Below are 16611 nucleotides of genomic sequence, written 5' to 3' on the forward strand. Positions count from 1 at the left end.
AGTCTCGTAATTGTTATAATTCATTATAAAAAACTCTAATTTAATTTTATAACATCTACAAAATGAGGTCCTATAGGTAGTCTATCCATTTTTATATATGCATGAAAATTTCCTTCCTCAGTAGGTAATTCTACATTTTCAAAAACAACTTGTTTTTGTCCTGCTTTAATTGGTTGAGATATATGTAATTTATTATACTTTAAATGCGCTATACAATCTGATGTAATTTCTGGTAAATCAAAAGATACTTTATAAATTCCTTTTTGAGTTTTTACACCCCAAAAACCTAATTGATTGTCTTCTATTACACGTGGCCCACCATAATCAAATCTTGAAATTACACGTGGTCCTCCCCAATCAAATCGAGATAGCGTTACGTGTGGTTGGGCTTTAGTACCTAAATGGATTTTTTGAATGCCTTTAGCATCACGTTCTTCGGTAACCTCATCAAACCAATTTTCATAACGCGATAACATTGCATCTACAATTTCCGGATGATCTTTAGCAATATTAATACGCTCACTAGGATCTTTTTCAACATCATACAACTCCAAATTTTTCAGCACATTCTTCAATTCAAAATCTGTTGGTTGATGCACTATTCCGTGAGGAAAATTATGAGGACTTACCAATTTATATTTTGGCGTTCTTAATGAAAAATGCATGTACTTAAAAGGCGTAGGACCATAATGCATCTGAACAACAAAATCTCTTTCTTTTAAATTGTCAGAGTTGTTCTTTGTCCATAATGGTAATAATGATTGACCATCAATATGAATCCCTTTTGGAGCATCAACATTAGCAGCATCTAATAATGTTGGAAATAAATCGATGATTGCTCCCATATTAGACGTTTGTCTTTCTGCTTTAATCTTACTAGGCCATTTTACATAAAATGGCACACGAATACCCGCATCATAAACACTAGTTTTAGTTCCTCTTAAATTAGCAACCCAACGCCCAGGATACGAATCGTTTTTTGTTCTTCTATGTCTTGGTCCGTTATCTGAAAGGAAAATAACGATTGTATTATCTTCAATTCCTAAAGCTTTCAACTTATCAAGTACTCTACCAACGTTATAATCTATATTATCAATCATACCATAGGTTAAGGCATTGTCTTCATGTAAACCCATTTTTCTAAAAGGTTCTGCACGACTTTCTGGAACTTGTAATGGGAAATGCGGAAGGTTAGTTGCTAAATATGTAAAAAATGGCTTCCCATCTTTTTTACTCATAAAATCTAAAGCAGCCTCTGTAAAAATATCATCACAATAGCCTTTGTATTTCTTTGGAGTCCCATTGTGCTCTAATTCTGGATCAAAATACGTGTTTCCTGCTGGTCCTGCTGCTTGACCAATACCACCGCCTTTATGAACTAAAGTTTCTTGAAAACCTTGATCTATTGGACGCATTGGTGTATTATCTCCTAAATGCCATTTTCCGAAAATTCCCGTTCTATATCCGTTATCACTTAAAATTTCAGCAATAGTAACTTCTGAAGCATTCATAAAATGATCTACTTGGGTAACTGCTGTAACCCCTGTTCTGTATGGATATCTACCTGTTAATAATGCCGCGCGTGATGCTGAACAATTGGGGTACGTGAAAAAATGTGTCATTTCAACCCCTTGTTGCCCAATGGATTCCATATGAGGTGTTTTTAAATATGGGTTTCCATGAGCGCCAATATCTCCATAACCCTGATCGTCCGTCATCATAATAATGATGTTAGGCCTTTCTTGAGCTTGAACATAAATGATGCTAAAAGTGAAAGTAATCAGTACTGAAAATAATAGTTTCATTGTATTCTTATTAATTGTTTTACCAGTTTGTAAAAGACCCATCTTTTCTTTTTAAACGAGGTGTTTCAACAGGATTAAAACCTTCTTTTAAAGCTAAATCTTCATTAAACTCGATACCCAAACCTGGAGCATCTGAAACTTTATAGCGATTGCCTTCTAATTTTGGTTGAACTGGATAATAATTAATATCATCTAATCCTGGATTTTCAACTGGAGTATTCATTTCTTCTAACCAAGTAAAGTTAGGACAAGCAGCAGCTAAATGAATTGTTGCTGCTGTACAAATTGGCCCAATTGGGTTATGCGGAAGTAAATCTATATAATGTGCTTCTGCCATACTAGCAACTTTCATAGATTCGGTAATACCTCCAACATTACAAACATCTACTCTTGCAAATTGTGTGATATTCTTTTCTATGTAAGGCATAAATTGCCATTTACTAGCAAATTCCTCGCCAATAGCAAAAGGCACATCTACCATTTTTCTTAATTCTTGATATACCTCTGGAGATTCGTCTCTTATAGGTTCTTCAATAAAATCGAGTGTTCCAGTTGGCATACGTTGGATAAAAGACACAGTTTCTGGTACAGATAATCTATGATGATAATCTATTCCAATAGTTACTTTAGTTCCAACTTCTTTTCGTAATGCTGAAACCCAATCTGCTATTATGGCAATAGAATCTCTGGGTTCAAATTCTGAAGCATACTTTCCTTCTTCATATTCTGCTGGTGCTAAACGTAGCATCCGCCAACCTTCTTTAATAAGTACTTTGGCTCTTTCTATTAATTCTTCTTTGCTACTAAATCGTAATGACGCAAAACACTCCACATAATCACGTTGCTTTCCTCCTAAAAGTTCATAAACAGGAACACCTAAAGCTTTACCTTTCAAATCGTGAAGTGCTATATCAATTGCTGAAATAGCAGCTGTAAGCACACGTCCACCTTCAAAATATTGTCCTCTATATAAATCTTGCCAAATGGCTCCGATTTGCATAGGGTTTCTACCTACTATCAAAGGCTTATAATGGCTAATTGCTCCAATAACAGCAAACTCTCTTCCGGTTATTCCAGAAGCACCCCAACCGTAAATTCCGGCATCTGTTTCAACCTTAATATTTAATTGACTTCTGCCAGCAATATTTACTGGAAATACTTTTACATCTGTTATTTTCATAATCCTATATCTTCAATTTCATCTACATCATCTTTCAATTCTATTCGTTTTACTTTCCCCACTACTAATAAAAATGAAAGAAAACCTATAACTGTAAGTGCACCAATAAAAAATAATGCAGGACTAAAATCTCCATCTTGTACAAGTACACCAATTACAAATGGTACAATAACTGCTGACAGCCCACCAATTAAATTGAAAACACCTCCAACAAGACCTATAATACGTTTAGGAGCTATTAAAGATACAAATACCCAAGTAATAGATGCAAGTCCGTTTCCAAAGAAAGCTATGGTTAAAAATAAAATGATTAAAAACGTGCTATCAGTAAAATTTGCACCTATAATTAAAGTTGATAAAGACAAGCCAATTAAAACTGGTGCTTTTCTTGCAAACTCAGGAGTTTTACCTTTTTTGACTAAATAATCAGAAGAGAAACCAGCTAATAAAACACCACAAAATGCTGCTAAAAAAGGTATAGACGCCAAAAATCCTGATTTAATAAAGTCTAGACCTCTATATTCAACTAAATAGGTTGGAAACCATGTTAAAAAGAAGATTGACATAGATCCCATACAAAATTGACCTAGATAAATACCCCAAAGTTTTCTATGTTTAAAAGCTTCAAAAAAATCATTCCAATTAAATGGCTCTTTTTTTCAGAATCAGTCTTTGCTTTTTTTGAAAAACCTCCTCCATCTTTTATTAGTTTTAACTCTGCTTCGCTTACTGTTTTGTGCTGGTCTGGATCTCTATAAAATGCATACCAAACTACAGCCCACACAATTCCAATTACACCTGAAATAATTAGTAAACCTCTCCAGCCTACTTTATCTTGAATTAGAGTTAAAACCGGAAACAAAAACGCTAGCCCAATAAATTGACCCGAAGTATAAATAGCTATTGCCGAAGCTCGCTCTGTTTCAGGAAACCATTTTGTAACTATGGCATTATTGGCAGGATAAGATGGTGCCTCAAAAACACCAATACTAGCTCTTAGGCCTAATAAAAGTTTAAATGAGTTTACAAAACCTTGAAAAAGTGTTGCTACTGACCATAAGAAGAGCATTAAAGCATACAAAAATCGTAATCTTACTTTATCTACAATAATTCCTCCTGGAATTTGTAAAGCAGCATAAGCTATACCAAATATCGAAAAAATAGACCCCATTTGAACGGTCGTCAAATCTAATGATTCACTTATTGCAGATGCAGCTACGGATATATTCGTCCTGTCTAAGTAGTTAATTACTACTGTTCCAAAAATTAAAGCTAAAATATTATAGCGTTTTTTTGTAATCTTTGTTTTATTCATCACGATTATTATTTTCTAAAAAATATGAAACTCTATAATTTAAATAATTTTAAATAAACTTATACAAGAAAAAATACCGAGGAATTTGTCCTCGGTATTTTAAAACTAAACACTAAACATAAATGTGAAAGCTAATTACTTCAATCACAATTTTATTAATACCCATCATTTTGAAGTAAAGTAGGTACAATTTCTGAATCTCCTTCTGGTATTGGCAAATAGTACATTCTATCAAACCATATTCTCCCTTGACTAGGATCTTCAAAAAGAGAATACTCTTCAAAAGATAAATCTCCACTTGTATCTGTCTTCCATTTTAGTCCTTTAATATCGAACCCTAAGTGGTCTTCATTTAACCAACGTCTCTCATCAAAGAAATTATGTCCTTCAAAACAAAGTTCAACACGTCTTTCTCTTCTTATAGCTTCTTTAAGAGCATCTCCTCCAACTGTAATGTCTGGCTGTAAACCTCTAGACGATACTTTATTCAAATAAGTTCTAGCTAGACCATCTTTATCCTGCTCAGCTAAAGCTTCAGCATAATTCAAATAAATTTCAGCTACTCTATATAATATATATGGACGATTAGCTGAAATACCGTTAGTGGCATCTAAAGATTCATCTTGAAATTTTCTAATATTATAACCTGTTTTAGAAGAGTGTAAAACGTTTCCTAATCCTTGTGGAGAATCTAATCCATGAGGAAAAGCAGGAGTAGTTTGACCTGGCAAAGTATCAGATAATGAATAATCTACTGGTCGCCCTCTAAAATTAGCGCCTTGAAAATTAAGATTTGCATAATATCTCATTTCTCTGTTATCATTTGGACTAGCAGGTGTAACACCCCCAGTAGTTGTTCCATCATTAAAATTAAACTCTAGAGTAAAATTAAGTGTTGGAGAACACAACGCCCAACCACCGTAACCACTAGGAGATTGTGCTTGATCTGGTAATGAATTTGCAGCTGCAAACCCACCTGTACCAACTTCATAAAAACCAGCTGCATAAGGCCTTGCAAAAATAATATTATCATTAGGCGATAAGAAAAGTGATTGATATTCGCTAGCATCTGCTACTTGAATTAAAGCATCTTCTCCTACAATGTCAATTACTGCTTTTGCAGCATTTTCTGCATCTGCCCATTTACTTGCTACAGGATAAGCATAAAGCTCTGAATTAGTTGATTGAGGTAAAAGGTTAGGGTCATGTAAATCACTAGCAGCATACAGTAGCGTACGAGATTTTACTGCCAATGCTGCTGTTTTTGTTGCTCTACCAAACTCTGCGGCAGGTCGTGTTGTGGGTAATACCGCTGCTGCTGCGTCTAGCTCTTCTACAATAAATTTAACACAGTCTTCATAACTATCTCTAGAATATTCAAAATTATCTGTAATTTTTGCAGGCTCAGTTATAATTGGTACACCACCAAAATATTTAATTAGCTTAGTATAGAGATTAGCTCTTAAAAAACGTACTTCGGCTTTTAAAACTTCAGCTCTGTCTGGGTCTTGAGACATAGCAGCACTAGCATCTATCTTACTCAAAAACTCATTGGTTGATTGTACATAAGACCAATAGTTTTGCCATTTTGCAGCAAATGATAATCCTACATTAGACTTAGACCAACCACCAGCTCTTAATTGAAATACATTATTCAAATCTCTAAAATTAAATTTAGCTTCAAAAGATGCTCCTTCAAGATTAATTCTATGCCCCCAAAAAGTATTTCTTCTTATAGCCCAACCTTCTGTACTATTGTACATTGGATAAACTAATGCTTCTACCTGATCAATATCGCCATAAACAGCTACTTCTGTAACTCTATCTTGAGGCTCTACATCTATTACATCCTCACAGCTAAAAACTGCAAGAAAAGTAACAAGACAAATAATTGATGATATCTTTATATTTTTCATTTTTATTCTTTTTAAATTATAATTCATCATAGCAAATTAGAAATTAACGTTTAACCCTAGAGTATAACTCTTAAGTGATGGATATGTACTATTTCTAAAGTTATTGTAACCTGTTGCTTCTGGATCTAGACCTAAGTCATAAATATCTGAGAACATTGTAAGGACGTTAAAACCTCTTAATGATATTTTAATATCAGCAAATTTTGTAACGTCTTTTGTAAGTGTATATCCTATTTCTATCTCTTTTAGTCTTAAAAAAGAAGCGTCCTTTAAATATAAATCAGCACCTTCAAAACCACTATTTACAGCACCACCTCCAGCTTCGTTTTGCACTCCACTATAAGTATCTCCTTGAGCAAATGCTCGTGGGTATGATGCATTACGGTTATTAGGTGTCCATCTATCATTAAAAACAAAATCTGGTTTAGCTCCTGCTTGGTCAAAGAACACTAAAACATCTGCTTGTGCCTGACCTTGGAAAAGAAAGTTAAAATTCCAGTTATTATAATTCATTCCTCCATAAATACCATATTGTATTTCAGGAATTGCTGAAGTATTTGCTCTTATTCTATCATCAGCACTTATGGAACCATCTCCATTAGTATCTAAATAAATAGGCTCCCCTTCTACGGTACCATCTTTTTTAACTGTTGTGGCGTCTACTTGTGCTTGATCTCTAAAAATACCAGCAGTAGGGAAAACTATATAAGAATTTACAGAACGACCTTCTCTTTTTCTCCATTCTGGTACGTTTTCAGATTCTCCTAGAGTAACCACTTCATTTTGAGCATTTGTGAAGTTAAAACCAAGATTATAATCTACATTACCTACTTTATCTCTCCAACCTAATTCAAATTCCCAACCAAAGTTATCCACCTCACCAATGTTTTCATCAGGTAAAGCACTTCCTGTTAATCCAGAAATATCAGGAACACCACTACTTCCAACTAATATATCAGTTCGTTTTTGGAAGAAATAATTAAAATCTCCCGAAAGTCTACTATCAAATAATGAAAAGTTTAATCCAACATTCATCATATCTGCAGTTTCCCATGTAACCGCTTCGTTTGGAACTACAGATCTACCAAAGCCACCTAGAGCTACACCTGGAGTACCAAATACATAACCATTAGGTTGATACCAACCATTACCTTGTGCATTTGTTGGATAACCAAGAGCGTAACTATTTAAGTATTGAAATTGTTGTATTCTATCATTACCCATTCTTGAGAACGATGATCTTATTTTTAGAGCATTAATCCAATCAACATTGTCCATAAATGACTCTTTATCTATTGCCCAAGATACTGCTACACCAGGAAATGTACCAAATTTATTACCTGGAGCAAACCTACTAGAACCATCACGACGTACAGTTAAATCAATAAAATATTTTTTCTGATAATCATATGATAAAGACCCAAAATAACTTACAAACCCAAAGTCCTGTGAAGTACCTCCATTTGTTTGATTATCTCCAGCTCCAAGATCTAATTCTGTAATTGATTCTAAATTAAAACCTGTTCTTTGAGCAAAAAACGAACGGTTTTTAGTAGTTGAATGCTCATAACCTACAAAAGTACTTATGTTATGATCTTCGCCTAAAGTTTTAGAATAGTGAATTGTTGTATTTAATATTGTAGAATTACTTTTATTAAAAGTGTCTTCTAAAACTCTAGCTGGACTAACTTGGAATCCTTGAGATGCTACATATTCTCCATTAACTAATTGATAGTATGTCCAAGGTTTGTCCCAAGATCTGTTTTCAAAACTAACTTGCCCAAGACCTGCAAAACCTCTTATATTTAAACCTTCAACAAATTGATCCAATTTATAATCATAAGAAATTCTTGCTCTATAGTTATGAGTTTTTCTGTTAACAAACCCAGAAGCATTACTTGCCATTATGTATGGATTTTGTCCGTTCTCACCACCAAAACCAGGTAATCCATTAGGATATAACCCAACCTGTGTAGGCAAATTTGTATATATGTGTTTATATATGTTTGATCTATTAACCCCTGGCTCATTAGTCTCTCCTATTCTACCAGTTAAGTCAACCCCCAATTTAAAACCTTCAAACAATTTAATATCTATATTAGAACGTAATTGATATTGCTTAAATTTTAAATCACCAGACCTATAAATACCTTGTTGATTAAGTGCATCTCCACTTACAAAATAACTCACATTCTCACTACCTCCTGATATAGATAATGAGTTTCTTGTTTCTGGTGAAGAACTAGCAAATGTTAAATCTGCCCAATCTGTATTAGGGAAATTTATTGGATCACTACCATTAGCGAAAGTTTGAATATCAGATTCAGAAAAAGGCAATGCCAATCCATTTCTTTCTGCTATTTCGTTCTCATATATGGCATACTGCTCTGATGACATTTGAGTTGGAAACGTAGAAAATTGAGAAATTGAATATTGTGATGAAAAATTAAATTTTGGCTTTCCAGACTTACCTCTTTTAGTAGTAATTAAAATAACACCATTTGCAGCTCTAGTTCCATAAATGGCTGCAGCACCATCTTTTAAAACAGACAAAGACTCAATATCTTGAGGAGCTAATTGTTGAAAAGAACCTGAAGGAATACCATCAATTAATATTAAAGGCGCATTATTACCTAGTGTGGATACACCTCGTATTAAAAGTGTAATATCATCTGAATCCGTTGAACCAGGATATCCACCTCTATCTGCAACAATTAAACCTGATACTTTTCCAGATAAAGATTTAGCAACATCTCTATTGGCAGTATTTTGAACTTCTTCAGAACTTACAGTACTTACAGACCCTGTAATATCTCCTCTTTTTCTAGTTGTATAACCAACAACTACAACTTCATCTAAACCAACAAAGTCTGGTTCTAAAGTAACATTAATACTAGTATTACTTCCAATGGAAACCTCTTGAGTTTTGTAACCAATATAGGAGAATACCAATACAGCATTACTTTCTACTGAAATTAAATAATTACCATCAAAATCAGTTTGTGTTCCTTTTGATGTGCCTTTAACCAAGATATTTACACCTGGAAGTGGTCCATCAGCATCTGATACTGTTCCAGAAATTTCTGTACTCTGGATTGTAACGTCAGATTTTTTTTCATTTAAGCTTAAGTTCAGTTCTTCATTGAGTGAAAATGAATTTATGGAATAACCATAAAAACCACTTAAAACAATAGAAAAAACCGCTAAAGTTAGTTTGACTTTTTTCATAAAATAGTTTAGTTTATTAAAATTTAGTTACCTACAAATTTGGCATTAGTTCTCTTGAGAATGAAAACCACCAACTTATATTCTGTGACAAAGAAAGAGTATAAACTATATGAGAATATGGCAAAAATTACCTTATCATAATACTATTTTACCAATTTAAGGCATCATTTATTCATAAATAAGTAACATTTAAACAGCTTCTCTATACTGTTTAGGAGTGTTACCCATAATCCTTTTAAATTGTTTATTGAAGTTTGTTATCGAATTATAACCAACTAAAAAGCATACATCGTTAACAGGTAAAGTTTCTTGAATTAATAACCTAGAAGCATTTCTAATTCTAACTTCGTTCAAAAAACCAGTAAATGATTTATTCGTTTTTTTCTTGAAGAAACGGCAAAAAGAGTTTGGAGTCATACATGCTATTTCCGAAACATCTTCTAAGGTTATTTGTTTAGAATAGCTATCTGAAATAAATCTTAATACCTTATCTATCCTATTAGCTCCTTTAGGAGTGTATTGCCTCATATCTGAAGATGACAGCAACTGCTTTTCATTAGCTAAAGATAATTTATGGAGTAACTCAAGTAACTTTATATGTTGTTCCGTTCTATTAAGTTTTACAATGTTCATAAAATCATTATGCAAAGCTTTCGAGACCTTTTTACTAAAACTTATGCCATATTTAGAATCTGATAGCATCTTGTTTATTTCTATAAAATCAGGCGTATCAAATGTATTGTCTCCCAAAAAGTTTTTCAAAAATTTAACAACTACTGTCTTTACAATTTTCTCATTATCATTTGTATAATAAGAAACATCATTTCTCCATAGATGGGGCAGATTTGCTCCTACCAATACTAAATCTCCTTGTTCAAAATGTGCTACACTATCGCCTACAAAACGAATGCCGTTGCTTTTAGAAATATATAATAGTTCAAATTCTGGGTGGTAATGCCATGATGTGTCAAGACAAGGCACCTCTTTTGTATAGATATTTAACTTTGTATTTGAAAAACTGTTGGTATTTTTAAGAACTAATTTCATAACATAAATGTATTGATTATAGCTTTTGAAGTTAAATTTACAATTAACTATAAACCAAAATTACCTAAATATCTAAATTTAACCCTTCTCCTTGAGTACAAAAACCTTCTCCACTAGTTCGGCAATAATTAAAACTCTGATAATAAGCATTTTAAATTTTATTTTTTTAGGGTTAAAATAGATTAAGTAACTACAATATTAGAAATCATAGAAATAAAAACCTTTAAAAACAGTATGTTACTCTAAATTTAAAGATGTAATTTAGGGTAAAATCAGGCAATTATTTAAATAAATCATGGTTTATTCTACAAATAAGGTAAAAAAGTATATTTACTAATTACTCTTTTTTGATTCATTTGAAATATACTCAGATGGAGACATCTTGAATTCTGACTTAAAAGCTTTGTTAAAATGAGTCCTACTTTTAAAACCAGTATTTAGGAAAGCTTCGTTTACAGTCATTTCTTTTTGTACTAACATTATTGAAGCTCTTTTAATTCTATAAGACTTTAATAAATTATAAGGTGTTTTCCCTGAAAGGGTTTTAACTTTTTGATAAAAATGAGTTCTACTTAAAAAAAGCTGTTTTGCAAAACTGTTTATGTCCACATTTATATTATCCAGATTTTCATCCATAAGCTCATAAAGTTTGTTTAAAAACGTTTTATCGTTATTAAATCCGTCATCGTTTTTGTAAGAAAACGGTAAATTAATTTCAAAGCGTTCGCGAAGTTGTTTTCTGTTTTGAAGTATGGATTCAATTTTAGAAATGACGTATTTTATCTCAAAAGGTTTGGTAATGTAACTATCGGCTCCACTCAAGAGCCCTTTTAATTTTTCATCTAAATCTGAACATGCAGTTAATAGAATTATAGGAATATGGCTTGTCTTTATATCTGACTTTAAATATCTAGACAATTCAAATCCATTTAATTCAGGCATTAGTACATCACTTATCACTAAATCTGGCCATTCATTTTCAATTGCAGCAATACATTCTTTTCCATTAGAAAATGTTGACACTTTAAAATAAGGAGATAATGTAGTTGCAATAAATTTTCTCATATCATCATTATCTTCAGCTAAATAAATATGAGACCCTAAAAACTCTTTATTTACTATTAAATTTTGTGTTTGATAATCTTGATTGCCAACTTGTATATTACTTTCCTGCTCTTCTAATACTAAAACTTTTGCTTCAAAAGCAGAATTATGGGTTATCGATTGAATAATCGGCAACCTTATTTCAATGGTTGTACCTTTTCCTAATTCACTTTTCGCTTTAATGCTTCCATAATGCATTTCTACAAGCCTTTTTGAAAAAGCCAATCCAATACCTGAACCACCTACATTCGGACTGTTCTCAGATTGATAAAAGCGTTCAAAAATATGCGGCAAATCTTCTTCCGCAACGCCTTTACCTGTATCTTCAATAGTAACTATTAAATAATTATGATCACTCTTATAGTCTATAACTACGCTATCTTCTTTTTCGGTAAACTTAAATGCATTTGTGAGTGGATTATTAATTATTTTTTCTAGTTTATCTTTATCTGCAAATACATAGAGCCTTTCATTCCCAGATATTTTAAGGTGTTTATGATGTTCTAGTGCCATAAACTGATAATCTTTAGCGATTTCTTTTATAAAGTCATCAAAATAAAAATGTGATTTATTTAATTTTAAAGCATTCGCTTCAGATTTCTGAAAGTCATTAACTTGGTTTATAAGCTGAATAATTTTTTTAGTTTGTCTTTTTACTAATTGCAAACTACTTGAAACCTCTTTTTGATTGCTGAATTTTTCAGACAATAACGATACTGGACCAGAAATTAAAGCTATTGGTGTTTTAATTTCATGGGATATACTTGAAAAATATCTAAGTTTTGCATCACTAATTTCTTTTGCTTTATCTTTTTCAAGTTGTTCTATCTCCAAATCATGATTTAGCCTTAAAAATTGTAACCTGTATTTAATAATGCCATAAACAAACAAAATAATAAGACAAACATAGATTACCCAAACTAAAATTGTATTCCACCAAGGTGGGCGAATAGTAATGTTAAGTTCTCGAATTTCTGTCCATTCATTTAATGAATTTGACGCTGTTGCCCTTAAAACATATTTGCCTGGTTGTAAACCGCTGTAATTAATTGTTTTTTCGTTACTCACAACTGTTATCCACTCTTCGTTATCTGGGAGTAATTGATATTTGATATCATATTTTTGCGGATTGGAAAAATGCAAAGAAGTAATATCTATTGAAAATACGTTTTCATAATATCTCAATTTTAATTCTTCTATCTCATTTAGGTTTTTATCTAGTAAAATTCTGTGATTTAAAGTATCGCCTGGAGAGAGATATTTGTTTAAAACCTTTAAATTATCAAAAGCTAGTTGTGGCATTGGCTTTTCAAACAAAAGTTCTTTCTTATTAAGAAAAAAGCAACCTTTATCTCCAGCAAATAAAAGCGTATTGCCATTTAGTAACATATTAATCTCTCTAAATTCATCAAAAGGCAAACCATCTTCTTTATAAAACTTGTTGATATCTAATGAACTGGTATCAAACTTATTAAGACCATAATTAGTGGTGACCCATAAAATAGTATCATCTATTAAAACACCTTGAACACTATTGTTTGATAGCCCTTGTTCTACTGTAAATGACTTAAATTGGACGGTATTATTTTTTTCAAAAACTTTACAAATTCCTCCTCCATCAGTACCAACCCATAACACATTATTTTTATCTCTCTCAATGGCAGTAACATGATCGTTGGAAAGAGAAGTGTTATTGTTTTTATTATTTTTAAATTGAAGAATTTTGAGGTTTTTAAGTGCTCCATCATCCTGTAAATCAACTCTTAATAATCCATCATGAATGGTACCTATCCATAAATAATCATAAGAAGAGTCAAAGTATATTTTCTTTATAAAATAAAGCTTGTCTTTTCTAAAAAACGGGTTATTATTTAAAAACTCACAACTGGTAAGTTCATATTGGTTTTTGAATGACAATTTTAAGAGCTCATTGGCAGATTGTATCCAGATATTACCATCAGGGTCTTCTGTTATAGACCTGAAACTTTTTAATGCGGAAATATTCTCATGTTTAATTTCATTTACTTGCTGTTTATTCGCACTAATCCTAAAAAGTTTTCCGTTTTTGAACCATGCCCAAGTGTTTTTTTTGAGTCTACTAATACATCAACTACATCACTCTCTGATATACTTGAGAAATCAATTTCTGAATGCTCTCTTTTAAACGTTTTAGTATTAATGATATCAACTCTACCCGCGAAAGAAACAAAATAAGTATTTTGTTCATCTAGTTTTACAAAATTACTATATCTGTAAATACTAGAATTAAAATTTTCATCTTCAATATGCTCTCTTATATTTAATGGGTTACTTTTTAAGTTAAATTTAAAAGCTCCTTTGTCAAAAGTTCCTACCCAACATCCTTTATTTTTAGTGGAAATAATAGCCCGCGCTCTACATTGATCTCTTTCAAAATTGAAAAAAGCAAGTTTGTACGGTTCACTATTTATCAAATTATAAAAATTGTCTATTTGAAGTACTCCCTTAACAAAATCGCCTAACCAAAGCGTATCAAAATCATCAATTGCAACTGAAGAAAACCGATAAGATTTAAGCCCAACGTAACCCTTAGTATATTGAAAAGAATTATTGTAAGAATTACCTGTTATTATAGCAATACCAGCCTTTAATGTGAGTAAAAATTGGTCTTTGTCTACTTTCTCTATATTAGTACATTCGGTAATATCAGCATCTGTAATAAAATTGAATTTTTCTTCTAATAAATTTAAATGAATTAGGCCTTTTGAAGAAGCAATTAGCAAATTATCCTCGTTAATTAGACTCATATCATTTAACTGAATATTTCTATCTAATAAAGATATCGCTGTGTCTAATTTCTTTAAAAATTTTGTTTTCAAATCAAAAACTAAAACTCCTTCTTGCCATGTAAGACAGTAAATTCTAGACTTTTCTTCATTTTCAATTATTTTTAAAATACCAGGGCCCTTATCTAATTTATTTAAAAGTTTATTAGAATATATAGTGGTAAATTGCTCGTTTGAGTAATTGTAAATTGATAAGCCATCATCTGTTCCGATCCAAATAATACCATTTGAATCTTCATACAAAGACCTAATTCTATTACTGGTTAGAATTTTTTTGTTACTGGTATTCTTATATTCTTTAATTTGATAGCCATCGTATTTGTTTAACCCATTAAATGTACCTATCCAAAGGTAACCTCTAGAATCCTCTAAAAAGCAAGTAACACTATTGCTTGAAAGCCCATCTGGAACTGAAAGTTGTAGCGCAGGTTTTAACCTGTCATTATCAGCATTTAACATGTTGAATGACATGACTAGAAAAAAGATAATATGAGCCAGTCTAAACATTTAATAATATTACAACATATTTTGTTTTTTGTCAAATTTATAGCAAATCAACATATTAATGAAAAGCGGCAAAATAAATAGCCCTTCCTAATATCAACTATATTTGGAAGGGCTAAGTTACTAACCTACTATATTTTTTGCCTACTGAAAGGTATTATTACACAAAAAATAAATTTTGAATATATTATGTGATCATATCTTATTTTACCTGAAACGTTACATCAAATTTAGGCATTTCATCAGCATTCCATTCTTTTCCAGTCTTCACATCATGCCACCATAAAGGCTGAATATGTGTGTCTGCCCATTTTGATCCTTCAGACACCAATTCTTTTAATTTCTCTGGGTTCTGGTTACTTATATCGTTATTCTCTTCAATGTCATTAGAAATATTAAATAATTTCCATTTTTGTTGGTAAACCTTTAATGCCTTCCAATCATCTTTTCTAATGGCTACATCACTATATCCATTTCTATGGCGTAACACATAAATATTCTCGCCTTGTCTTGGATTTTTACCAGCTAAAAAGCTATTCCAAATGTCTTTACCATCAAGTTTTTTTTCAGCAGGTATATTTGCTCCAGCCAAATTGGCTAATGTTGGATAAAAATCTAAAGCAGATACTGGATAATTGTATTTCTTACCACTAGGCACAACATTAGGCCAGTGAAAAAACATTGGTACTCGAAAACCCCCTTCATAGGCACTTCCTTTACCTTCTTTTAAAGGATAGTTAGTGGCTCCAGCAACTGTTTTACCTCCATTATCACTAAAGAAAACTATTAATGTGTTTTCAAATTGTCCAGTAGCTTTTAATTTATCAACTATGCTTTTAATATTTCTATCAACTGCGTATACCATTGCAGCATAAGTTCTTCTCTTTTTATCTTTTATATTTTGGAACATTTTTAAATCTTCCTCTTTTGCTTCTAAAGGTGTATGAGGTGCATTATAAGATAAGTACAGAAAAAAAGGATTGTCTTTTTTCTCAGCAGCTTCACCAATAAAACGTATGGCTTCTCTTGATAAACCATCAGTTACATATTCTGTTTCGTCAACTTCTGTTCCGTTGTGTTCTAAAGGGTGCAAATAATCCCAAATAACTTTTCTACCACTTTCTTTCTGTCTCTTATACGCTGCCTTAAATTGTTCCGGGTGGTAATTATGTCCTCCTCCCAGAAACCCATAAAAGTCATCAAAACCTCTTTGATTAGGATGATATTGAGGGTTTGCGCCCAAGTGCCATTTTCCCACAATTCCAGTAAAGTAACCTGCGTTTTGCAGTACTTTACTAATATAAGTTTCATTTACATCAATACCTTTTCCTATAGTTTCACCACTATTAGGTGGTAAATTAAATTGTGCTCCTATTGTATGAGCATATCTACCAGTCAATAAACTAGCGCGACTTGGTCCACAAAACGGATGCGCTACGTATGCATCGGTAAGAATTGTACCATTATTAGCAAGCACGTCTAAATTTGGCGTTGGTATATCTTTTGACCCATTGAAACCAAGATCAGAATACCCTAAATCATCACATAAAATCATCAGGATATTTGGCTTTACTGGAGTAACAACTTTAGGAGTTGAAATTTCTTGTTTTGAATTACTTTTTTTAGTTGAATTACACCCCAAAAGAGCAATGGAAAAAAGTAAAGAACTATTTTTTTTAAAGAAGAA

The 16611-nt window shown here is 32.0% G+C and carries 10 protein-coding genes; all 10 read right to left on the reverse strand.

All coding sequences use genetic code 11. The features are described 5' to 3' along the window. Positions 1-35 precede the first annotated feature (35 nt). The 10 genes from AC0L5U_RS13700 to AC0L5U_RS13745 all read right to left on the reverse strand — a co-directional run bounded on the left by AC0L5U_RS13700 (position 36) and on the right by AC0L5U_RS13745 (position 16566). Positions 36-1805, reverse strand: a complete 1770-nt coding sequence (locus AC0L5U_RS13700; protein WP_473416976.1) for an arylsulfatase — start codon at positions 1803-1805, stop codon at positions 36-38. Positions 1806-1824: 19 nt separating this feature from the next. Continuing rightward, positions 1825-2985: a mandelate racemase/muconate lactonizing enzyme family protein gene (locus tag AC0L5U_RS13705; RefSeq protein ID WP_473416977.1), complete on the reverse strand. Its 1161-nt coding sequence runs from the start codon at positions 2983-2985 to the stop codon at positions 1825-1827. Continuing rightward, on the reverse strand, positions 2982-3560 hold the full coding sequence (locus AC0L5U_RS13710) for an MFS transporter (protein ID WP_473416978.1): 579 nt from the start codon (positions 3558-3560) through the stop codon (positions 2982-2984). Before AC0L5U_RS13710 ends, AC0L5U_RS13705 begins: the two co-directional genes overlap by 4 nt. Before the next feature lie 11 nt (positions 3561-3571). Further along, positions 3572-4300 carry an MFS transporter gene (locus AC0L5U_RS13715; RefSeq protein WP_473416979.1) on the reverse strand — a complete coding sequence of 243 codons (729 nt, stop codon included), beginning with the start codon at positions 4298-4300 and terminating at the stop codon, positions 3572-3574. A gap of 155 nt (positions 4301-4455) precedes the next feature. Next, positions 4456-6216 (reverse strand): RagB/SusD family nutrient uptake outer membrane protein, encoded by a 1761-nt coding sequence (locus AC0L5U_RS13720; RefSeq protein ID WP_473416980.1) that lies wholly within the window; start codon positions 6214-6216, stop codon positions 4456-4458. A gap of 36 nt (positions 6217-6252) precedes the next feature. After that, positions 6253-9444, reverse strand: coding sequence for a SusC/RagA family TonB-linked outer membrane protein (locus AC0L5U_RS13725; protein ID WP_473416981.1), 3192 nt, complete (start codon positions 9442-9444; stop codon positions 6253-6255). Positions 9445-9633: 189 nt separating this feature from the next. After that, positions 9634-10491 carry an AraC family transcriptional regulator gene (locus AC0L5U_RS13730; RefSeq protein WP_473416982.1) on the reverse strand — a complete coding sequence of 286 codons (858 nt, stop codon included), beginning with the start codon at positions 10489-10491 and terminating at the stop codon, positions 9634-9636. Between the two features lie 333 nt (positions 10492-10824). Beyond that, a complete protein-coding gene (locus AC0L5U_RS13735; protein WP_473416984.1) occupies positions 10825-13512 on the reverse strand; it encodes a hybrid sensor histidine kinase/response regulator transcription factor in 2688 nt (895 codons plus the stop codon). A 104-nt stretch (positions 13513-13616) separates the two neighbouring features. Next, entirely contained in the window at positions 13617-14891 is a 1275-nt protein-coding gene (locus AC0L5U_RS13740) for a ligand-binding sensor domain-containing protein (protein WP_473416985.1), read from the reverse strand. Between the two features lie 235 nt (positions 14892-15126). Beyond that, the gene (locus AC0L5U_RS13745) at positions 15127-16566 is read right to left on the reverse strand and encodes a sulfatase-like hydrolase/transferase (RefSeq protein WP_473416986.1); all 1440 of its coding nucleotides are present in this window, start codon (positions 16564-16566) and stop codon (positions 15127-15129) included. Between the last annotated feature and the right edge of the window lie 45 nt (positions 16567-16611).

The organism is Jejuia sp. G7-7 (assembly GCF_055808955.1).